Source organism: Pectobacterium punjabense, assembly GCF_012427845.1.
Taxonomy (GTDB): Bacteria; Pseudomonadota; Gammaproteobacteria; order Enterobacterales; family Enterobacteriaceae; genus Pectobacterium; species Pectobacterium punjabense.
Map to the genome: position 1 here is coordinate 4,302,949 of NZ_CP038498.1, position 21,281 is coordinate 4,324,229.

General features: G+C 54.1%; 16 protein-coding genes. 6 read left to right on the plus strand and 10 right to left on the minus strand.

The annotated features are described in order from the left end of the window. Positions 1-55 precede the first annotated feature (55 nt). On the plus strand, positions 56-2,611 hold the full coding sequence (gene mrcA / locus E2566_RS19590) for a peptidoglycan glycosyltransferase/peptidoglycan DD-transpeptidase MrcA (RefSeq protein ID WP_107168892.1): 2,556 nt from the start codon (positions 56-58) through the stop codon (positions 2,609-2,611). 79 nt (positions 2,612-2,690) lie between these two features. Here mrcA and nudE read toward each other — a convergent pair whose 3' ends face one another. Further along, positions 2,691-3,248, minus strand: coding sequence for an ADP compounds hydrolase NudE (gene nudE, locus E2566_RS19595; protein ID WP_107168893.1), 558 nt, complete (start codon positions 3,246-3,248; stop codon positions 2,691-2,693). Between the two features lie 436 nt (positions 3,249-3,684). Between nudE and E2566_RS19600 the strand changes: the two genes are divergently transcribed. The 5 genes from E2566_RS19600 to pckA all read left to right on the plus strand — a co-directional run bounded on the left by E2566_RS19600 (position 3,685) and on the right by pckA (position 9,870). Continuing rightward, positions 3,685-5,832, plus strand: coding sequence for an intracellular growth attenuator family protein (locus E2566_RS19600; protein WP_107168895.1), 2,148 nt, complete (start codon positions 3,685-3,687; stop codon positions 5,830-5,832). A gap of 127 nt (positions 5,833-5,959) precedes the next feature. Beyond that, a complete protein-coding gene (gene yrfG / locus E2566_RS19605) occupies positions 5,960-6,646 on the plus strand; it encodes a GMP/IMP nucleotidase (RefSeq protein WP_107168896.1) in 687 nt (228 codons plus the stop codon). A 12-nt stretch (positions 6,647-6,658) separates the two neighbouring features. After that, positions 6,659-7,069, plus strand: coding sequence for a ribosome-associated heat shock protein Hsp15 (gene hslR / locus E2566_RS19610; protein ID WP_107168897.1), 411 nt, complete (start codon positions 6,659-6,661; stop codon positions 7,067-7,069). 114 nt (positions 7,070-7,183) lie between these two features. Next, positions 7,184-8,053 carry an Hsp33 family molecular chaperone HslO gene (gene hslO / locus E2566_RS19615; protein WP_107168898.1) on the plus strand — a complete coding sequence of 290 codons (870 nt, stop codon included), beginning with the start codon at positions 7,184-7,186 and terminating at the stop codon, positions 8,051-8,053. A 197-nt stretch (positions 8,054-8,250) separates the two neighbouring features. Continuing rightward, entirely contained in the window at positions 8,251-9,870 is a 1,620-nt protein-coding gene (pckA, locus tag E2566_RS19620) for a phosphoenolpyruvate carboxykinase (ATP) (protein WP_107168899.1), read from the plus strand. A 196-nt stretch (positions 9,871-10,066) separates the two neighbouring features. Here the strand turns inward: pckA and envZ are convergent, their stop codons facing one another. From envZ to E2566_RS19665, 9 genes are all read right to left on the minus strand, one after another. After that, positions 10,067-11,428, minus strand: a complete 1,362-nt coding sequence (gene envZ / locus E2566_RS19625; RefSeq protein ID WP_107168900.1) for a two-component system sensor histidine kinase EnvZ — start codon at positions 11,426-11,428, stop codon at positions 10,067-10,069. Beyond that, a complete protein-coding gene (ompR, locus tag E2566_RS19630) occupies positions 11,425-12,144 on the minus strand; it encodes an osmolarity response regulator transcription factor OmpR (protein WP_005969424.1) in 720 nt (239 codons plus the stop codon). The genes envZ and ompR overlap by 4 nt, the downstream gene beginning before the upstream one ends. A gap of 330 nt (positions 12,145-12,474) precedes the next feature. Then, complete coding sequence (locus E2566_RS19635) at positions 12,475-12,885, minus strand: ParB N-terminal domain-containing protein (RefSeq protein WP_107168901.1); 411 nt, start codon at positions 12,883-12,885, stop codon at positions 12,475-12,477. Positions 12,886-12,947: 62 nt separating this feature from the next. Then, entirely contained in the window at positions 12,948-14,108 is a 1,161-nt protein-coding gene (locus tag E2566_RS19640; RefSeq protein WP_107168902.1) for an ABC transporter substrate-binding protein, read from the minus strand. After that, on the minus strand, positions 14,101-15,351 hold the full coding sequence (locus tag E2566_RS19645; protein ID WP_107168903.1) for an MFS transporter: 1,251 nt from the start codon (positions 15,349-15,351) through the stop codon (positions 14,101-14,103). Before E2566_RS19645 ends, E2566_RS19640 begins: the two co-directional genes overlap by 8 nt. 37 nt (positions 15,352-15,388) lie before the next feature. Further along, complete coding sequence (locus E2566_RS19650) at positions 15,389-16,546, minus strand: NAD/NADP-dependent octopine/nopaline dehydrogenase family protein (protein ID WP_107168904.1); 1,158 nt, start codon at positions 16,544-16,546, stop codon at positions 15,389-15,391. Positions 16,547-16,556: 10 nt separating this feature from the next. Then, the gene (locus E2566_RS19655) at positions 16,557-17,573 is read right to left on the minus strand and encodes a PLP-dependent cysteine synthase family protein (protein WP_107168905.1); all 1,017 of its coding nucleotides are present in this window, start codon (positions 17,571-17,573) and stop codon (positions 16,557-16,559) included. 13 nt (positions 17,574-17,586) lie between these two features. Further along, the gene (locus tag E2566_RS19660; protein WP_107168906.1) at positions 17,587-18,990 is read right to left on the minus strand and encodes a Y4yA family PLP-dependent enzyme; all 1,404 of its coding nucleotides are present in this window, start codon (positions 18,988-18,990) and stop codon (positions 17,587-17,589) included. 39 nt (positions 18,991-19,029) lie between these two features. Beyond that, the gene (locus tag E2566_RS19665; protein ID WP_107168907.1) at positions 19,030-21,204 is read right to left on the minus strand and encodes a TonB-dependent receptor; all 2,175 of its coding nucleotides are present in this window, start codon (positions 21,202-21,204) and stop codon (positions 19,030-19,032) included. Positions 21,205-21,281 lie beyond the last annotated feature (77 nt).

A 21,281-nucleotide genomic window follows, 5' to 3' on the forward strand; every position in this document is an offset into this window, starting at 1 on the left:
ACTAGCGCCCGATTGTTTATAAACTGTCCAAACGCTACTGAATGGAAAATCCCAGGTGAAGTTCGTAAAGTATCTATTCATCCTTGCAGTCTCTTGCATTCTGCTGGGAGCTGCCTCGATATATGGTTTGTACCGCTATATCGAACCCCAACTGCCCGATGTCGCCACGCTGAAAGACGTTCGGCTACAAACGCCAATGCAGGTCTACAGCGCCGATGGCGAACTGATCGCTCAATTTGGTGAGAAACGGCGTATCCCGCTCAAGCTGGACCAGATTCCCCCTGAGCTGGTACATGCTTTTATCGCGACCGAAGACAGCCGCTTCTATGATCACCACGGTGTCGATCCCGTCGGGATTATCCGCGCCGCATCTATCGCGCTCACCTCTGGTCACGCCTCTCAAGGGGCGAGTACCATTACGCAACAGCTCGCCAGGAACTTCTTCCTGAGCCCGGAACGCACCCTGACTCGTAAGATAAAGGAAGTGTTTCTGGCTATTCGTATTGAGCAATTGCTGACTAAGGATGAAATCCTTGAGCTCTACCTGAACAAGATTTACCTCGGCTATCGCGCCTATGGTGTTGGTGCGGCGGCACAGGTTTACTTCGGTCGCCCTGTTGACCAGTTGACGCTGAGCGAAATGGCGATGATCGCCGGCTTGCCGAAGGCCCCATCGACGTTCAACCCGCTCTATTCCTATGACCGCGCCGTTGCCCGCCGCAACGTGGTACTGGCGCGCATGAAGGATGAAAACTACATCACGCCGTCGCAATACGATGCGGCACGCAGCGAAAAGCTGGTCGCGAATTATCACGCGCCTGAAATTTCGTTCTCCGCACCGTATGTCGCGGAAATGGCACGGCAGGAGATGGTCAAACGCTACGGTGAAGATGCGTATAACGACGGTTATAAGGTCTACACGACGGTTACCAAGAAATTGCAAACTGCCGCGCAGGATGCATTGCGTAATAACATTCTCGCCTATGACATGCGCCACGGTTATCGCGGCCCAAGTAAAGTGTTGTGGAAAGTGGGTGAAGGCGTTTGGGATCAGGCGAAGATGATTACGGCATTGAAAGCGTTGCCGGTCTACGGCCCGCTCTATCCGGCCATCGTCACCAGCACGACGTCAGATAATGCGATTGCGATCCTGTCTGACGGCAACAATATTGCCTTACCGATGGCGGGCATGCGCTGGGCGCGCGCCTATCGTTCCGATACGCAACAAGGGCCAACGCCGAAACGCGTCACGGATGTAGTGCAGGCAGGCCAACAGATTTGGGTGCGTAAAGTGAACGATGACTGGTGGCTGGCACAGGTGCCGGACGTCAACTCTGCTATCGTCTCGCTCAACCCGAAAAATGGCGCGATAGAAGCGCTGGTTGGCGGTTTTGACTTTAACCAAAGTAAATTCAACCGTGCGACACAGGCACTGCGTCAGATTGGTTCCAACATCAAACCATTCCTGTACACCGCAGCGATGGACAAAGGCTTAACGCTGGCAACGATTCTGAACGACGTACCGATCACCCGTTGGGATGCGGGCGCAGGATCTGACTGGCGGCCGAAAAACTCCCCAGCAACTTATGACGGCCCAATCCGTTTGCGTCAGGGACTAGGTCAATCCAAAAACGTGGTCATGGTACGCGCCATGCGTGCGATGGGCGTCGACTATGCCGCGGATTACCTGCAACGCTTCGGCTTCCCGGCACAGAATATCGTTCATACCGAATCGCTGGCGCTGGGTGCGGCCTCGTTTACGCCGCTACAGGTTGTACGTGGTTATGCCGTCATGGCAAACGGTGGCTATCTGGTCGATCCCTATCTGATTAGTAAGATAGAGAGCGAAGCGGGTGGTACGGTGTTTACCGCGACACCTAAGGTGGTCTGTGATACCTGCAATCTACCGCTGGTTTACGGTGAAACGCCACGTTCTCCGGTATTAGCAACCACTAACGTTGAAGATGTCGCCACGTCAAACGAAGCACCACCGCTAGGCCTGCCGCAGCCAGAACTGGAGCCTGTTACGCCAGAGGCCGCACAGCAAAGCGCAGCGCAACCTTATGCACCGCACGTGATCAACACGCCGCTGTCTTTCCTGATTAAAGACGCGCTGAACAGTAACGTCTTTGGTGAACCAGGTTGGATGGGAACGGGCTGGCGTGCAGGTCGTGATTTGAAACGTCGTGATATCGGCGGAAAAACCGGTACCACGAACAGTTCCAAAGATGCCTGGTTCTCCGGCTATGGCCCGAATCTGGTGACCTCAGTCTGGATAGGTTTCGACGATCACCGCCGCGATCTCGGGGCAAGCAGCGCATCAGGCGTCATCAAAGACCAGATTTCCGGTTATGAAGGCGGTGCGAAATCAGCGCAGCCTGCATGGGATGATTTCATGAAAGCCGCGCTGGATGGCGTACCTGAGCAACCGCTGACGCCGCCGCCTGGCATCGTCAGCGTGGTCATTGACCGCAGCAGCGGTAAGCTGTCTAACGGGGGTGGGAACAGCCGTTCCGAATACTTCATTGACGGTACACAGCCGAAAGAATATGAAGTGCATGAAGTCGGCACCACACTGATGGATAACGGGCAAAGCGAAGAATTGTTCTAGCCAACGTTCGATAGCGTTACACTTACAAAGAAGGCACCGAAACGGTGCCTTCTTTTTTTGGCGATGATAAGTCAGGAAATTAGCGGGGCGTACGGCGCAACCAGTCGTGAGCCAGAAATAGCGCACTAACATTACGTGCTTCGCGGAAATCGGGCTCTTGCAGCAGCGACATCATATTGTCCATCGGCCAGCGGACTTGCGGCAGAGGCTCCGGCTCATCGCCTTCCAAACTCTGCGGGTACAACCCGCGCGCTACCACGATATTCATCTGACTGGAAAAATAGGAGGGTGCCATGGTTAACGTCGCTAGCAGTTCCATCTTTTCCGCACCGAAACCGACTTCCTCCATCAGTTCGCGATTAGCCGCTTCAAAAACCGTTTCACCGGGATCGATCAGCCCCTTAGGGAAGCCCAGCTCGTACTCCTCAATGCCGACTGCGTATTCGCGGATCAACAACAGTTCATCATCAATGATCGGGACAACCATTACCGCCTGCCGACCGCTTGATCGCATCCGTTCATAAACCCGGCGTACCCCGTTGCTAAATTCAAGATCGACGGATTCCACATTGAACAAGCGCGAACGCGCTACCGTTTCCACCTTGAGGATTTTAGGTTTTTTCAGGTTATGACTCATTGATGCCCCCAGAGAGTTACGACCAGAACGGCGCCTTCGCCCAACGCACATGAGGGACTGCGTTTATCGCAACCTGAACACGACATGCTGTTGAATAAGAAGAGATCGTAAATATTCTTTTTTGATTCTGTTCACATTGTGCGTTAACAGTCACCTTCGCTGCAACTATCGTGACGATGAATTTACGTGTGAGCAACATGCAGGACACATCCTGTATGAGAAACGGCCGCCAAAAGTCAATAACTTAAAAAAAATAGGATTATCCTCATTCAATAGGCATTTTTTGCTTGTTACTATCATCACCTTATGCGATTAATTCTATTCACAATTACGTCATTAATCTAAGAAAACAATGCCATACGGGTTATCATCGATTGTATAATTTTGTTAAACTCCGACAGGAACAAGGAGCATCGCGTTTTGGAATGGAGATGACATGAGCACAATATTTACCCTATTGGCGATATTGCTTGCCTGTCTGATCGTTATCGGAGGTCTTGTCGGCTACCGTATGCGACGCCGTTTTCTGTCCGCTCCGCCCTTACCTGTTGCGCAATCGCTTCCCCGTCGGTTAACTGAAGATGAACGGATCGCTATTGAGCGTTATCTGGCTCAGGAAAACAGTCAACAAACCACACCGCTTGATACCCCCAATGCGCAGCCAAAACTGCCACGATCTCTGCAAAGTAATCGGGTGTACCCTATCACCCATACCATTACACGCTACGGCCTGAGCACCGATGCTCAGAATAAATGGCGCTACTATATTGATACCCAAGAGATTCATCTGCCACCCAGTTGGGAGCAGTTCATTACCGAAAACAATACCGTTGAACTGATTAAGACACGCTCGATCCCGCTGGTCATCTCCCTAAACGGTCATTCGCTAACAGAATGCCTCGACGATCGTCCATTAGCCCCGTTACCGGCTGAAGTTCCCGTGCCAAATGCCTCTATCCGCCAGGAGGGCAGTGAACATGCGGAGCTGGTCACCATCCGCAAAGAAACACGTGAAGAACACGTCATACACCACTCCAGAGGGCTGAAAGAAACGGCCGTGCTCTGTCTGTCTTTTTTTCTCCTGTTCATCAGCCTGAATAGCCCTATCGCCCTACTCCCCTGGCTGACTGGCATTGCGACATTGCTGGCAAGCTGGAGCTTATGGCAGCTTTTTCGGTCACCGTCCTCTCAGGAATTGCGGGACGTGCATTGCCTTCACGGCACGCCACAAGGCCTGGGTCTGTTTGGCGAATCTAATCAGGGATCACTCGGCAATATCTCACTCGGTAACATCGATCTGATCTACCCTCCTCACTGGCAGCCTTATATCACACAGGATCTGGGGCGGAAAACGGACGTAGATATCTATCTCAACCGACAAGTCATCCGTCAAGGCGAGCATCTTTCGCTGCACGATGAAGTGAAATATTTCCCGCTACAGCGCTGGGGCAGGAATCTGCTGCTAGCTGCGGGTTCACTGCTCAGCCTGATGTTGCTCGTCACCAACGTGCAGCTCGAACTACCGTTAAAACTCAGTCTGGCCTGGCTTCAAGGCGCACAGCGCATTGAGGTAACGCAAGTCAGCGATCTGGAAAAAGCGCAGCTCCGCATTGGCGATACGCTGGCGGTTCGCGGTAACGGTATGTGTTATGTACCCGCAGGCATTCACCCCGTCTCTGCACCATCACCCTATGCTTTCAGCCCTTTCGACTGTTCCGCTATTTACTGGAACAAAGCTGCGCCGCTACCGCTGCCGGAGTCCGAGACCATTGAAAAAACGTCCGCCTTGCTTAAATCCGTCAACAGCCAGCTCCATCCGCAAGCGGATAAAGACGGTCAGGCCAATTCTCAATTAGCGTCCACGATCCAGAAATCAGGGCTGATTCTGATGAAGAACTTCGCTGATGTCGTCCTAAGAACGCAGGATTTATGTAAACAGGAAAATGACTGTTCCCGCTTGAAAAATGCACTGGTGAATTTAAGCGACGTTAAAAACTGGAATACGTTGGTAAAAGATGCCGATTCCGGCAAGTTGAAAGGCATGAATGTGGTGTTGCCCGCTGTCAGTGCAGAAACACTGGAATCATTGGTCAACAGTTCCACCGATCAATTCTTCTATCAGGAAATCAATAATGCAGCAGAGTCGCTGAACAGCCCACCGCCCGGAGGATTCCTGATCCGTAGCGATGAAGGCCGGCAGTTCGTTAACCACCCGCTCCCTCCGATGCCGCTCAATGAATATCGACCATCGGATCAGTGGCAGGAACTCCAGCGGCTTTCGGCGATGCTGCTGCATACGCCGTTTAATGCCACCGGCGTCATCACGCAGCTCAATACTGATGCCAACGGGACACAGCACATCAGCCTGCACAGTGAACCCGACGTCATTACCGTCTGGCGCTATCTCGGCAGTTGCCTGCTGCTGCTGCTCTTTTCCACGATGTTCATCATTAATGCGATTCTGACCGGCATTAAAATGCGTAAAAGCCAGAAGCGTGTCACCGATATCCAGCGCTATTACGCCTCACGCTTCAATATGATGGCGAGTTCATCCTCGGATAATCACCCTCGGCTTCCCCACTAACGGCATCGTGCCCTCCTTGTGATTATGCTAACCTAATGGACTAGGTTTCCCCTCACTCTTGTCACAATTGCATTGCGCGTCTCCTGTTTCATCACCCCAATGGTACGACGCGACATCTGGAGTCGTTATGAACCCCCACGTTAACTGGCATAACATCGACACCGTGATACTGGATATGGATGGCACGCTGCTCGATCTGGCGTTTGACAGCTATTTCTGGCTTCAACTGGTGCCGCAATCGCTCAGTGAAAAACGTCAGATCAGCCTTGAACAGGCGCATCAGCTTATCGAACAGGAGTACCGGGCCGTTCAACACACGCTGAATTGGTATTGCTTCGATTACTGGTCAGAACGTCTCGATCTGGATATCTACCAAATGACGACAGATATCGGCACGCGAGCCCGATTGCGCGACGACACCACGCCGTTTTTAGCGGCGCTGCGCGAGTGCGGCAAAGAGACAATTCTGCTGACCAACGCTCATCCGCACAGTCTGGCGGTAAAAATCGAGCATACTGGGCTGGATCGGCACCTTGATTTATTGCTTTCCACCCATACTTATGGGTATCCGAAAGAGAATCAGCGCTTGTGGCAGGCCGTACAGCAGCAAACCGGTTTCAATCCTGCCAGAACTCTGTTCGTGGATGACAGCGAACCGATTCTGGATGCCGCGAAAACCTTCGGCATCCATTATTGTCTGGGCGTACGTAATCCAGATTCTGGTCAGCAGGAGAAGGCATTCCTGCAACATCCGTCAATGAACGACTATCTTGCGCTGCTACCAGCCCTGCGTCACTCCGTTAACGCAGGGTAATCAGGAGGGTTTATGGTGAAAGCTACCGAGCATGCCGACGACGCCGTTCGTCTGGACAAATGGCTCTGGGCCGCCCGTTTCTATAAAACACGGGCAATAGCCCGCGAGATGATCGACGGCGGCAAAGTGCACTATAACGGTCAACGCGGTAAGCCGAGCAAGCAGGTCGAGCTGAATGCCGAGATTAAACTGCGTCAGGGAAATGATGAACGCACCGTGATCGTTTCAGCCGTCAGCGGCCAGCGCAGAAGTGCGACAGAGGCGCAGTCGCTGTATCAGGAAACAGCAGCAAGCATTGAGAAACGAGAAAAGGTAGCGCAGGCGCGGAAAATGAATGCGCTGACGATGCCACATCCCGATCGCCGCCCTGATAAAAAAGAGCGACGCGATCTGATTAAATTTAAATATAGCGATCAGGAATAACGCTCCGCTCTTCATTTTTTGGTCATCAAACTGCTGACAATAGAGAGAAGACCCAGCGATTGCCGTACCACTCATCGCGCACTACTCATCTCCGTACAACGACGAGAAAACATCATGGCTCACGACCAACTACATCGCTATCTGTTTGAAAATTATGCCGTCCGTGGCGAATTAGTGACCGTTAACGAAACGTATCAACGTATTTTGACTAACCACGACTACCCGTCCGCGGTACAAACACTGCTGGGTGAAATGCTGGTTGCCACCAGTCTGCTGACGGCAACACTGAAATTCAGCGGTGATATTACCGTTCAGCTTCAGGGCGATGGCCCGCTGAAACTGGCGGTGATTAACGGTAACCACCAACAGCAGATGCGCGGCGTTGCCCGTCTGCAAGGGGATATCGCACCGGGGAGCTCGCTGAAAGAGATGGTCGGCAATGGCTATCTGGTCATTACGATTACACCAACCGACGGAGAGCGTTATCAAGGCGTTGTTGGTTTAGAAGGTGAAACCGTTGCCGAATGTCTGGAAAGCTATTTCCAGCAGTCCGAACAGTTGCCAACACGGCTGTTTATCCGTACCGGACAGCACGAGGGCAATCAGGCCGCCGCAGGCATGTTGCTACAGGTACTGCCTGCGCAGGACGCCGATCGCAATGATTTTGATCATCTGGCACAGCTCACCACAACGGTCAAAGCCGAAGAACTGTTTACCCTGCCTGCCAACGAGGTGCTGTACCGCCTTTACCATCAGGAAGAGGTTACCGTGTATGAACCGCAGGATGTCGAATTCCGCTGTCACTGCTCGCGCGATCGTTGCGCAGATGCATTAATGACGCTGTCCGATCAGGAAGTGAATGAGATGATCGAACAGGACGGTGAAATCGATATGAACTGTGATTATTGCGGTACGCACTACCTGTTTAATTCTCTGGATATCCGCGCGATCCGGCAGGATTCATCAGGAAATCTGTTGCATTAATCTTTTTGACGGGTACAAAAGTACCCGTTTTATTTTGCTTATTTTCCCACCTGCAAACCGCTATGGTTATTTTTCAAACACCCTAAATAAGCAAAGTTATTAATGAATTTATTTAATTTTATGATTGCTATCGCGGTTAAAATAAGCTCACTCCCTACAATGTTTAGTAGTACGACTATAACTTGAGGAGTAGCAACATGCAGATCAACGGTATTACCCCGCAAGCTCTGGCTGCTTATGGAATCCATGATGTCCGCGATATTGTCTACAATCCCAGCTATGAACTCCTTTTTAAAGAAGAACGCTCTCCAACCCTACAAGGCTATGAACGCGGCATCGAAACTCAACTCGGTGCGGTAGCCGTCGATACTGGCATCTTTACCGGCCGTTCCCCGAAAGACAAATACATCGTGCGCGATGACGTGACCCGCGACACCGTGTGGTGGTCCGATCAAGGCAAAGGCAAGAACGATAACCACCCGTTGAGCCAGGAAACCTGGACTCATCTGAAACAGCTGGTCACCACGCAACTGTCCGGCAAGCGGTTGTTCATCATCGATGCTTTCTGCGGCGCCAATCCAGACAGTCGCCTCAGTGTGCGTTTCGTAACCGAAGTGGCCTGGCAGGCACATTTCGTCAAAAACATGTTTATCCGTCCGAGCGATGAAGAATTAGCAGGTTTTGAACCAGACTTCATCGTGATGAACGGCGCAAAATGCACCAACCCAAACTGGCAGGAACAGGGGCTGAACTCTGAGAACTTCGTCGCGTTCAACCTGACAGAGCGCATCCAGCTGATTGGCGGCACCTGGTACGGTGGCGAAATGAAGAAAGGGATGTTCTCCATCATGAACTACCTACTGCCGCTGAAAGGCATCGCTTCCATGCACTGCTCGGCGAACGTCGGTGAAAAAGGCGATGTCGCAGTCTTCTTCGGCCTGTCCGGTACGGGAAAAACCACGTTGTCCACCGACCCGAAACGCCAGTTGATTGGTGATGACGAGCACGGCTGGGACGACGACGGCGTCTTTAACTTTGAAGGCGGCTGCTACGCCAAAACCATTAAGCTGTCCAAAGAAGCGGAGCCGGATATCTACGGTGCCATCAAACGCGATGCGCTGCTGGAAAACGTTACGGTGCTGGCAGACGGCACCGTGGACTTCAACGACGGTTCCAAAACCGAGAACACCCGCGTCTCTTACCCGATCTACCACATTCAGAATATCGTTAAACCGGTCTCGAAAGCGGGCCACGCGACCAAAGTGATCTTCCTGACGGCGGACGCCTTCGGCGTGCTGCCACCGGTTTCTCGCCTGACGTCCGATCAAACGCAGTATCATTTCCTGTCCGGCTTTACGGCTAAACTGGCGGGAACCGAGCGCGGCGTGACGGAACCGACACCAACCTTCTCTGCCTGCTTTGGCGCAGCCTTCCTGATGCTGCACCCAACGCAGTACGCGGAAGTGCTGGTGAAACGGATGAAGGCGGCAGGGGCGCAGGCCTATCTGGTGAACACGGGCTGGAACGGCAGCGGCAAGCGTATCTCCATCAAGGATACGCGTGGGATTATTGACGCCATTCTGAACGGCAGTATTGATGATGCTGAAATGCAGACGCTGCCAGTGTTCGACTTGGCGATTCCGACCTCGCTGCCCGGCGTCAATCCTGACATTCTCGACCCGCGTGATACCTACGCGAGCGTCGAACAATGGCAGGAAAAAGCGGACGATCTGGCACAGCGCTTTATCACCAACTTCGATAAATACACCGATGCGCCAGCAGGTGCCGCGCTGGTGAAAGCAGGGCCGAAGCGGTAAGCGTTAGCAAGAAACACACAGAGAAAAGGCGCGGAATCCGCGCCTTTTGCTATTGTAGAACTTAAAAAGAGGCTTATGACTAACGCTGGTAGCCTAAGCCTCATTTTAGGAGAAACACGGGGATGAGGTTCCCGCAGGGATACCTCGCCCCGTGGTAGCTCCGTGTATCTCGGTTCTTAAACGATCGGCATTAGGCTTATGACTCTTTTGCGGCACCGTTATCCACTACAGAGGCTTCCGATAACAACGGCAGATACGCGCGGACGCAGAGTCCGCCGCGTTCGCTCGTGCCGACATCCAGCACGCCATTGTGCGCATCGATAATACGTTGCACGATCGCCAAGCCCAACCCTGTTCCACTGGTGGTTCGTGCGCTGTCACCGCGAACAAATGGTTGGAACAAGTGCTGTAATTGATCGGCCGCGATGCCTTCCCCATCATCTTCTACCTGAAACCACACGCGCTGTAGTTCACGTCCGGTACTGACTTTGATCCAACCGTTACCGTAACGCGCCGCATTCACCACTAGATTCAGCGCCGCACGTTTTATCGAAAGCGAGCTAATGCGTACCAACAGTTCACCGGTAACAAACTCACTGTCAATCTGGCGTTCATAGCCGCTCTCCGATGCTACCACCTCGCCCATAATCGCGTTCAGGTCGGCCACTTCCGTCTGCATTTCCTGACCAGTGCGCAGGTAGTCGAGGAACTGCTCAATAATCGCGTTACACTCCTCAATGTCCTTATTGATCGACTCCGCCAGATAGTCATCTTCCTTGCCCATCATTTCGGTCGCCAGACGAATGCGCGTCAGCGGCGTACGCAGGTCATGACTGACGCCCGCCATCAGCAGCGTGCGATCGTCGGCCAGCAGTTTCACGCCGGAGGCCATCTGGTTAAAAGCGCGCGTCACGGAACGCACTTCAGAAGCGCCGTACTCACGTAGCGGCGGTGGAATAATGCCTTTACCGACCTGCAAAGCCGCATGTTCCAGCTCAACCAGAGGCCGGTTTTGCACCCGAATAAAGAGCCATGCGCCACCAATCACCAGCAGCATAATCGCCAGCGTGTAGCGGAAAAGCGGCGAGAAATCGCCCTGATGAATTTCAGTGAGAGGAACACGCACCCAGATATCGGGTGACAGCCAGGTTTTCAGCCACACCACTGGCGTATTTTTGCTGACCTCGACCCGTACATCTGTCGGACCGCCCAACTGTTGCGCCATCTGATCGCTCAGAAACTTATAGTGCTGAGCCCAACGCAGGCCGCTTTCCTCCGCCGCCGCATTGGTGTACAGCGATATACCCAATTCGCGATAAATCTCACGTCGGAACGCAGGCGGCACCTCAAGCGTGGAGCCATCTTCCAGTTGCAGACTGTCCGTCATCAGCATTCTTACTTCGTATGCCAGCACTTTATTGAACTGCTGCAAACTCGGCAAAATGGCAAAGTTGAGCACCACCAGATAGGTGGTGACCAAACTGACAAACAACAACGTGACAATCAGTAGCAACGTCCGTGCAAATGAGCTGCGCGGAGAAAAACGCCATTGCATCATGCCTTACTGCCGTCCGGGACGAATACGTAGCCAAGACCCCACACGGTCTGGATATAACGCGGGTGCGCCGGATCTTCTTCCACCATGCGGCGCAGACGAGAAATTTGTACGTCGATGGAACGCTCCATCGCACTGTATTCACGGCCACGAGCCAGATTCATCAGCTTATCGCGAGACAGCGGCTCACGCGGGTGGCTTACCAGCGCTTTAAGCACGGCAAATTCACCGCTGGTTAACGGCATCGGTTCGTCATCACGGAACATTTCGCGCGTGCCCAGATTCAGCTTGAATTTGCCAAACGCGATAATCGCTTCTTCCTGCGACGGCGCGCCCGGCAGTTCATTTGCCTGACGGCGCAGCACCGCACGGATGCGAGCCAGCAGTTCACGCGGATTAAAAGGTTTAGGAATATAATCGTCCGCGCCGATTTCTAGCCCGACGATACGATCCACTTCTTCCCCCTTCGCCGTCACCATAATGATCGGCATCGGGTTGCTCTGGCTGCGTAAACGACGGCAGATGGACAACCCATCTTCGCCCGGCAGCATCAGATCCAGCACCATGAGGTGGAAGGATTCTCGAGTCAGTAAACGGTCCATCTGTTCAGCATTGGCTACGCTACGTACCTGAAAACCCTGTTCGGTCAAATAACGTTCTAACAGCGCACGCAACCGCATGTCGTCATCTACAACCAGAATTTTATAGTTTTCTTGCATTCTCTTTCTCCAAAGGCGTAATAGCGCCGACGCTGCTATTGTTCAGAAACACACGAATTACTGACAGTCGTTTCTGGTATACATTCTAGGCAAAATTGTTACAAAGCATATTAAAATTCGTGTAATCAATCATTTCCTGTGCTGTCAGTCATAAAATCATCGGCGATTTACGCAGGTTGTGGTTAGCGAAGATTGTCGTTTACGAAGATTATAGTAACGCCGTAGCCAATAAAAAGGCACTGTGGCGGCAAAAGCTGGAGAAAAGAAAGGCGAGAAGGCGTTACTGCCCGGATTCAGGGCGGCGGCGTAGCGGTTAACACCTAACCGTGATTAGCGCATCAGCTCATCCAGTACAACACGCACTGACGGCAGCGCAGGCTGGAAAAGGTGACGCGTGGTTTTATAGGGAAATAGGCTCTTTTCCGTCACAACCGTCTGCATAATCAGATTTTTGCAAAAAGGCTGGCCGGTTTTCCAATGGTAAACAGCCACGCGAGGATCGTCATAATCGAGCAGCGCACAGGGGATATGCTTTAACCCCAATTCGGTGGCCGCACGCAGCCGATGATTGCCGTCCATGATAATCCCCGTCTCTTTCTCTATCGGCACAGGCGTCGTCCAGCAACCACAGCGGCAAATATCCTCCATCAGACATTCCACGTTCGACATATCGACATTTTCCGAGGGCAACAAGAACTGCACGGGCGTAAGGGCAATGTGGTAGGTCATACTGTCAAACATTCTCCACCTCCTGACATAACGGTTACGTGCAGCGCCGACGTAACGCCGGAGCTGACTCTCATTTACGGCGTAAGACTGACGAAATAGCCCGACTGGTAGTCAACCGGTAAAAACTGCTCATGAAGCTGGCGGAAGGTGTCGTCTGCATTGAGATCGCGGAATAAATCTGGGTGAAACCACTCTGCCAGTTGCTGAATCGCAATGAAATCATAGGGGCCGTTGTAAAACTGGTGCCAGATGGCATGGAACGCGCGCTTCTGTTTAGCAATGCTGTTGGTATAGGCCGGACGCCCCAGGAACCATTCAAGCCGCTTGCGCCCTTCCGTCATATCCTGTCCCGGCCCTAACCCAATCCAGCGCCCGCCGGGAACGAAGGCTTCAAAGTTGCCGCTGGTGATCACCACGACTTCCGGGTTTTCCACAATCACCTGTTCAGAATGCATCTGCATGAAGGTATTCGGCGCATTTTTCGCTGCCACATTGTCGCCGCCCGCCAACTGCACAAATTTACCAAAATTATCCCGACCAAACGTCAGGCAGCACTCATCGGTGTACCCCCCCAGTCGCTCAATAAACACGCGCGGGGAACGCGGTTTTTTCGCCGCTAGCACATCGGAAACGCGTTTTAGCTGCGCCTCACGGAATGCGAGAAACGCGTCGGCACGCGCTTCCTGATGGAACAGCTTGCCGAACAGGCGCAAGGTCGGCGCCGTGTTTTCCAGCGGGTGATAGCGGAAGTCGACATACACAATAGGAATGCCAACGCTGTCCAATATCCGATCGTAGCCCGCATCGACAATCGCCCGCTGCGCCTCAATGTTCATAATGATCACGTCTGGCTTGAGCGATACCGCCTGTTCCACATCAAACGTGCCCTTTTCCGTGCCGTCAAACGTCGGTATTTTTGCCAGTTGAGGGAAGCGGTCACGATACTGGTGCCACGTTGCCGGATCGGACTGAATCAGATCGCGCCGCCAGGCGACAATTCTTTTTGCCGGATCTTCCCTGTCGAGCATCGCGACCAGATAAAGCTGACGCCCCTCGCCCAACATCACGCGCTGCACCGGTGTGTTGACTCTCACCTCACGCCCCAACACATCCTTGATGACAGTTGAGGTTTGCGCAGTTTGCTCAGCCTGCCCCACCAGCGGCGACAGACCGACCATCAACAGCGCACTCAGCAATAACCGACGGCAATGTTGCCGCATCCAACAATTACACATTTTCGATATTTCCCTTCGTCGAGAGAGAGTCATGTTTTTCCACCTGTATCCGCAGGCGTCGTAGCAGCATCAGCGAGACGAGAAAAGTCACCAGATACGCGGCACCAACGCAGAAGAACAGTGAACGTAATCCGGGGGAATAGAGAACCAATCCGCCCAAAGCAATGCCCAGAATCGAGGCAAACTGGCTGACGCTTTGCGCCACGCCGAGTATGTAACCCTGCTGCCCGGCACCAGCCGCGCGGGAAATCAACGCCATCAGAACGGGCGTCGTTGCCCCCAACAGCACGCCCCACAGGAAATAAAGCGGGATGAAAATCGCAATATTCAGGATCGTAGCGGCCGTCAATGTCACGATAGCGCAGGCCAGCATGACCACGCACAGACGGCTCAGCGTCTGCGACAGCGAGAGATTTTCAAAATAGCGCGCCCACAGCGACGCGGAGACAATCACGCCGGTCGCCTGCAAGCCATAACACAGCCCGATAACCCACTTATCCACCTGAAAGAAGCCGTCCATGTAGAGGGAAAACGGCGTTTGCGGAATCATGCGGCTAGCCAGCAGCAGGCCAGAAATCAGCAACAGGCCGGGGATCGGCGACAGCGCCCAGAGCCGCCTGCGGGGAATGGTTTTCGCCTGCACGTCCGCAGGCGGTGTCGTTGGCACCGCCGGGGCGACATGCGGTAGGAACAGCGCCACAGTGATGCCACACAGCGCGCAGAGGATCGCGGCACTCAGGTTGATCCAGAAGAAGTTCAGATAATCGAGAATCAGCCCACCAACAATCGCTCCCACTAGCGATCCCACGTTGGTGGAGACCTGAAGCCAGGCAAACAGCCGCGTGCGCTGTAACGGACTGACCACCGCAACGCCGTACGCCTGCGCGGGTGCAATATAACCCGCACAGGCACCCTGAATAAAACGCAGCGCGACGATCGTCCAGATATCATTGGCCCACGCCAGCCCAAGTTGGGTCAACGCCAGCCCGAACAGCGCGCGGATCATCATGGCTTTGTTGCCCAGCCGATCGCCCATCCGTCCCCAGAAAGCGCTGGTCAGCATAATGCCCAGCATCGGCCCGACGTATACGGCAATCCCCGCGAGACTCAGTTCCGCACCGGACGACATGCTTTCCAGATGCAGCGGCCAAAACGGCCCGCTCATCTCCATCGCTCCCATTGCCACTAGCTGTACGACAAACATAAAGTGGATGATGAACGCGACCTGCCCGCTCAAGCGCATACGTCAGCTCCTTCTGCTTTCACAGCGTCACCCCGTCTCATTTCAGCCACTGTAGCGGGAAATAGTCGGGACGATCCTGCGTCAATGTTCCCATGTAATCGCTGCACCACCGGTAGACTTCCTCAATGTACGGCACGCTAACGGCCAGGTTCTCTGCAAGGGTCACCAGCAGGCTCAGGCCGTAGGCAATATCCTCCTGAAACACCCGATGCTGCGTATCAAACACGTACCCACCAGCATCATGTTTTCGCAGCGGCAGACCGATGCCGTGATAAGCCTGATTGGTGCGCAGTACGGAAAGCATCGTGTGCGCATCGGCAATCTGCTCGCCATAAGCATCGATAATCTCCTGCTTGAGCGGCAGTACCGAACCCAACTGCACGCTAAGCCGCGCCTCCAGCGCCGCACACAGCCGCTGGTTCTCCTCGTCCATACGTTCCAGATAATAGGCTCCGAGTTCCGGGCAATCATTCCACCAGCACAGCGGCTGCGGGAAAGGCCGGGCATGCCACTGTCCGTAGGGGCCGATAAGACCATAAATCACCGCACTGTGCATAATTGGGTTACCCGGCGTCAGCGTGATCTCCAAATAATCCGGCAAGAGCACAACGGGCGCAGCATAGAGCCGTTGCAGCAGCGCCACCAGCGCCTGCTGGCTCGCAGCGGTTTCACGCCGATGGGTGGCGACATACAGCGTGGATTTTTCCCCCCCCATCTTGATCGACTGACCCGGCAGCAAATCAAACGCAATGTGCGCCACATCCTTCATTCCCCAAATCACTGCATTTGGGCAAGCGGCCAGCTCGCGTTCGGCCAGCCAGTCAAAACCACAAAAACCGGGAATTGCGCCAACGTAAACCGGTTTGTTGGCAGGTAAATGGGGAACGATCCGCGCCAGAATATCAGCGCGAAAGTTAGCGGGAACGGTGATGATAACCACATCGGCATCACGGCAGGCTTCCGCCGGATCGCAGGTCACGCAGTCTGGCGTAGCCGTCAGTACCTCGCCATCCGGCAGCAGCGCGTGTAGCCGTTTACCGTGCTGTTGGTAGGCTGCCAGCAGACGGGGATGGCTGCCCAGCAGCGTCACCTCGACGTCCGGTAACTGCGTAAACAGCACCGTGGCGAGATGGCCGGTCTTGCCAGCCCCACAAATCACCACGTTAAGCGGCTGTGCACTTAGCGATTCGCTCATCCTTGGCTCCTTAACTTGCCTGCTCCAGAGAAATCGCGTTGCCCAGCCAGCGATCCAGATCGTGCCACACGCTGTTATCCGTCAGATTACGTGCCGCCAGCCACTCTTCGTTAAACACCGTATGCAGGTATTTTTCACCGCCGTCGGCGATCGCCAACACAACGTTGCCACCGATACGATCCTGATAGATCAGTTCCAGCGCTTTATAGATCACCCCGCCGGTCGAGCCGCCAACCAGCAGACCGTAGTGGCGTGCGATATAGCGTGCTGTTTCAAATGCTTGCGAATCCGAAACCTGCTCACCGCAGTCGATACAGCTGTAATCCAGCACCAGTCCCACCGTATCCCCCGCTGGCGTACCAGTGCCGGACTGATAGTAGGGTTTGCCGGGGTGGCCGAAGACGATGGAACCCACCGGTTCAACGGCAATGGTCATAATATCCGGGTTGTGCACCTTCAGGCCGTGAGAAATACCGGTCATCGATCCCCCCGTGCCCACGCAACCGACAAACGCGTCGATCTTGCCAATCTGACTGAACAGCTCGCGGACAAGATCGGCATAGCCGCCCGCATTCGCCGCATTGTCCGACTGATTCATAAACACCGCACCGGGAATGTCCTGTGCCAGCTGCGCCGCCATACGCTGACGTTCCACTACCGCCACCTCATCTTCGCCATAATCACCGGAGACATAGCGAATTTCCGCCCCCAGCGCGCGCATGATGGCAATTTTGTCCGGTGCCGCATGATGATCGACCACGGCAATAAAGCGCAGACCGTATTCGATCGACGCCAATGCCAGTCCGATACCGGTATTACCCGATGACGACTCGACAATGGTGCCACCGGGGCGGATTTTCCCTGACTTCAGTCCGGCAACAATCATATTTCTCGCCATGCGATCCTTCATGCTGCCACCGGGGTTGTTCTTCTCCACTTTTAAAAACAAACGCGTGTCCCCATAGGGAACGGGAATGTGTATAACGGGCGTATTACCAATCAAATCAGTTACTTTACTCAGGATCATGGTTCTGCTCCATTCAGTTATCACTGGAAAAAATCAGCTCACCTTTCTTACCTTTGAAAGCGCACAGGCGCGCAGGCAGCGGATGCCGATGAAACGCGTTCTCCAGCAGGTCCATTTGGTATCCCGCCGTATTCGCGTAAATCAGTAAATCGCCTGGCTGCGGCACGGTTCGAAAATGAATCAATCGGTTCGTAATGACATCGTCGTCCAGACAGCTGTGTCCGGCGATCCAGGATTTGCCCGGCACCAGAGGCGTGTCTTTTTTGACGGAAAAAACATGCAGAGGATCAATCAAAAACTCAGAGTTAAACCAGGTTTCACACGCGCTAAAGCTGCTGCCTTCCACAAACACGACGTGGTTGCCATCCGGCTGGCGGCGCGTGCGCGTGACGCGAAACACGGTAATCGCACTTTGGTCAGCCAGGCTGCGTCCCGGCTCAATCGCCAGAATCAGGCCGTGCTGCTTGAGCACGTCCGCTACGCGGTTCTGTCCGATTGAGCCGGACAGGAATGCTTCAAGATAGTCGGCTGCCGAACGCTCGCCGCCGTACGGGTAAAACGAGGTCGGCACCTGACCGTGGCGGTAATCCGCCGCATTCTGCTTCGCTAAATAATCCTGATAGCGTGAAGCCGAAAGATATTGAATCGGCAATCCGCCGCCGATATCAATAATGACCGGCTGCAACCCCCGGGACTGCGCCCGCTCCAGTAATGGCAATAGCTCGGCGAATGCCGCCACGCGGGTATCGGGCTCATAGCCGCCGAGATGGAAATGGAAGCCTTCTAAACGCAGCGCATCCTGCCTGACGCTCAGCGCCTCCAGACAACGTTCGACCTCATCGGCCAACATGCCAAAACGGCTAGCCTGTGCGAACGATGGGCGATAGCGCAGCAGGACCCGCACCGGCTTCGTCACGCGCAGCAAATCTGCCAGCGCGAGCACCTCGTCGAACTCTTCCGGTGAATCCAGCACGATAAGCGCACGGTGATGAACCAGCGCCGTCAGGAACTCACGCGTTTTTGCCGGGCCGGTGGCGCACAGCCGTGCGCCATCGCCGCCTGCCCGCAGCGCATCGTTCAGTTCCTGTAGGCTGGAAACATCCACGCCAACACCCGCATTAACCGCCGCCTGTACCAGCCCCGGCGATTTGTTCACCTTCGCGCCGTAGTACAGGCGGCAGTCCACGTCGTGACGCTGCAACACAGTTCGCAATGCCGCGATATTGTTAGCCACGGTGTGCGGCCAGACAATATTCAGCGGAGACCCATACTGTTCAACCAGCCATGACAACCTTTGGGTCGAGTCGAAAAGGAACTGTTCAATCTCACTATCCAGATAAGGCGTCAGTCTTTCAGGCCAGTGTGCCTGCATAACAGAGTGGGAAGACGCTGCGGCAAAGCTAAACAGGTTGCTCATTGCTATCTCCTAACGTTCGGTTCCTGAAAACGCATGCCCTTAGAAATCAACCGCCACGGACAGCATCAGCGTCCGCGGCGTTCCTTGCGATACCGTGCTGAACGACGTCACGCCAGACCAGTAGTTGTGGTCAAAAGCGTTAAGGACATCTGCTCGGAACGTGGTCGGTGCGTTATAGATGCGCGTCTTGTAACGGGCGCCGAAATCAACGGTGGTCCAGGAAGGAATGGATTGAGTATTGATGGTGTTGACGTTCTGCTTCCCGTTATGGGTGACGTTGGCGTTCAGCGTCAGATCGCGCAGGAACGGCAGGTCATATTCCAAGCCGGCGTTAGCCTGAAAACGCGACGTACCCGGTGCGCGCTTGCCCTGCGCCCCCGGTGTCACGCTTTTGGTTAGTTCAGCATCCAGCAGCATCACGCCGCCCGTCAGACGTAGATCCTCCAGCGGTGAACCGACCACATCCAGTTCGATACCCCGATTGCGCTGCTCGTTAGCCTCAATAAACTCACTGCCCGGTCCGTTAGCTAACGCGCCGCTCGGTTTGGTGATCTGGAAGACACTCAGCGTAGAAATCGTCCCCAGCGCATCCACTTTTACCCCAGCCTCGTACTGCTTGCTCTTATACGGCGACAGTACTTGACCTGCATTCGATGCATTATCTGGAGCAATTTGGCCTTGGCTCAGACCTTCAATGTAGTTGGCGTAGAGCGAGACGTGCTGCCAAGGTTTAACAATCACCCCGAGCATCGGAGTAATTGCACTCTTGTCATAAGAAGAACGCACAACAAAGTTATCTGAGCTAACTTTCTGGTAGCGTAACCCACCAGTAACCTGCAACGTATCGTTCCAGAAACCGAGCGTATCCGCCAACGCGATACCCGATAGTGCGGTGGAAGAACGCTTAACAACATCAGGTTCGTTAATGCTCTGCTCAGGGATATAGACTGGGTTATAAATGTTACTGTTAACATTTAACGTAGAGCGAATACCACTTGATAACTGATCACGATAGTAGCTAGTTTGTGCGGATAATTTGTGCGTTATCGAACCTGTTTCAGCTTCTGCCCGAATACCAGTTGCCAAGTTATAACGACTGACGTTAGAACGAAAACCCACCATGCTGGATACTGAGTCACCATTATTATTAATCAGCGGGACCTGCTCCGATACGCGATGAACATGACTGCTAGAGCCTCCAGCATCGGTAAACCAAGTGACGTTATCCGCCAAATCGTATTCGGTATGCAGCAACACCGACTGATCTTTGGAGTGCCAGAATCCCCACGGCTGGGAAATATTGGTGTTACCATCCGGTGCATCGGGCACGGTCACACCCTGCGCGAACAAATAAGGGCGAGACGGCGCACGGGTTTTCAGATGCTGAGTGATAAGATCCAACGTGGCGCGGAAGCGTTCTGATGAGAAATCCAGCCCGAGCGCGCCGACCTGCGTGCGCTTGTCGCTGCCGTCCCACACGGTGTCACCATAGCCATAGTTACCATTAAAACGGACGCCGAGCAGATTATTATTGTCCAGCGCATAAACGCGGGAGATATCCGCATGCTGCGTGAGTTGAGAATCAGACTGCCAGCTGGTGGTGAGGCGGGTCAGATTGCCGACGGTAGTCGGGCGTTTGGTGACGGCGTTAATCACGCCGCCCACGCTGCTGTTAGGTGACAGCCCGTACAGCAGCGCCGACGGCCCTTTCAGCACTTCCACCCGCTCGATGTAGTCGGTCATCAGTTGGTAGTTGGGCGCGACGCCGTAGACACCATTCATGGCGATATCGCTCAGATTACCTTCGTTGAGCGGGAAACCGCGGATGTAATAAGAATCCAGCAGACCGCCCTGCGAACTACTGACTCGCACCGAGGCGTCATGCGCGACTACCTGCCCCAGCGTCTGCGCCTGCTTGTTTTCAATAAACGATGAGGTCATGTTGCTGACATTAAATGGCGTATCCATCACGTCCTTTTTGCCCAGCAGCCCGGTGCTGGACGCACGCGCCGACATGCCGCCCGCCACCAGCCCCTGCGCAGCCTCAGCGTCTTTGGCTTCGACCACGATAGTGGAATCATCGCGCTCGCCCGTTGCCGACTGCACGGGTATCGCGATGCCGCTTAGCACAGCCGTTACGGCGATGGCCAACGCGGAGGGAATAGGAAAACGAGTCTTCCCGGTAGGTGGAGTGAAGTTCTTCCTGGCGTTCATCAACAAAGTTATCCATCTCAAAATGAGGAGTGAAAAAGATGCTCCCGTTTTTCAGCCTGTGGGGCAGGAGCATCGCC

What these genes read in the sequence shown, in the direction of transcription:
- nudE (WP_107168893.1), bottom strand. Translation starts at nt 3,248, where the DNA reads ATGAGTCATAACCTGAAAAAACCTAAAATCCTCAAGGTGGAAACGGTA.
- E2566_RS19600 (WP_107168895.1), top strand. Translation starts at nt 3,685, where the DNA reads ATGAGCACAATATTTACCCTATTGGCGATATTGCTTGCCTGTCTGATC.
- yrfG (WP_107168896.1), top strand. Translation starts at nt 5,960, where the DNA reads ATGAACCCCCACGTTAACTGGCATAACATCGACACCGTGATACTGGAT.
- hslR (WP_107168897.1), top strand. Translation starts at nt 6,659, where the DNA reads ATGGTGAAAGCTACCGAGCATGCCGACGACGCCGTTCGTCTGGACAAA.
- hslO (WP_107168898.1), top strand. Translation starts at nt 7,184, where the DNA reads ATGGCTCACGACCAACTACATCGCTATCTGTTTGAAAATTATGCCGTC.
- pckA (WP_107168899.1), top strand. Translation starts at nt 8,251, where the DNA reads ATGCAGATCAACGGTATTACCCCGCAAGCTCTGGCTGCTTATGGAATC.
- envZ (WP_107168900.1), bottom strand. Translation starts at nt 11,428, where the DNA reads ATGATGCAATGGCGTTTTTCTCCGCGCAGCTCATTTGCACGGACGTTG.
- ompR (WP_005969424.1), bottom strand. Translation starts at nt 12,144, where the DNA reads ATGCAAGAAAACTATAAAATTCTGGTTGTAGATGACGACATGCGGTTG.
- E2566_RS19635 (WP_107168901.1), bottom strand. Translation starts at nt 12,885, where the DNA reads ATGTTTGACAGTATGACCTACCACATTGCCCTTACGCCCGTGCAGTTC.
- E2566_RS19640 (WP_107168902.1), bottom strand. Translation starts at nt 14,108, where the DNA reads ATGTGTAATTGTTGGATGCGGCAACATTGCCGTCGGTTATTGCTGAGT.
- E2566_RS19645 (WP_107168903.1), bottom strand. Translation starts at nt 15,351, where the DNA reads ATGCGCTTGAGCGGGCAGGTCGCGTTCATCATCCACTTTATGTTTGTC.
- E2566_RS19650 (WP_107168904.1), bottom strand. Translation starts at nt 16,546, where the DNA reads ATGAGCGAATCGCTAAGTGCACAGCCGCTTAACGTGGTGATTTGTGGG.
- E2566_RS19655 (WP_107168905.1), bottom strand. Translation starts at nt 17,573, where the DNA reads ATGATCCTGAGTAAAGTAACTGATTTGATTGGTAATACGCCCGTTATA.
- E2566_RS19660 (WP_107168906.1), bottom strand. Translation starts at nt 18,990, where the DNA reads ATGAGCAACCTGTTTAGCTTTGCCGCAGCGTCTTCCCACTCTGTTATG.
- E2566_RS19665 (WP_107168907.1), bottom strand. Translation starts at nt 21,204, where the DNA reads ATGAACGCCAGGAAGAACTTCACTCCACCTACCGGGAAGACTCGTTTT.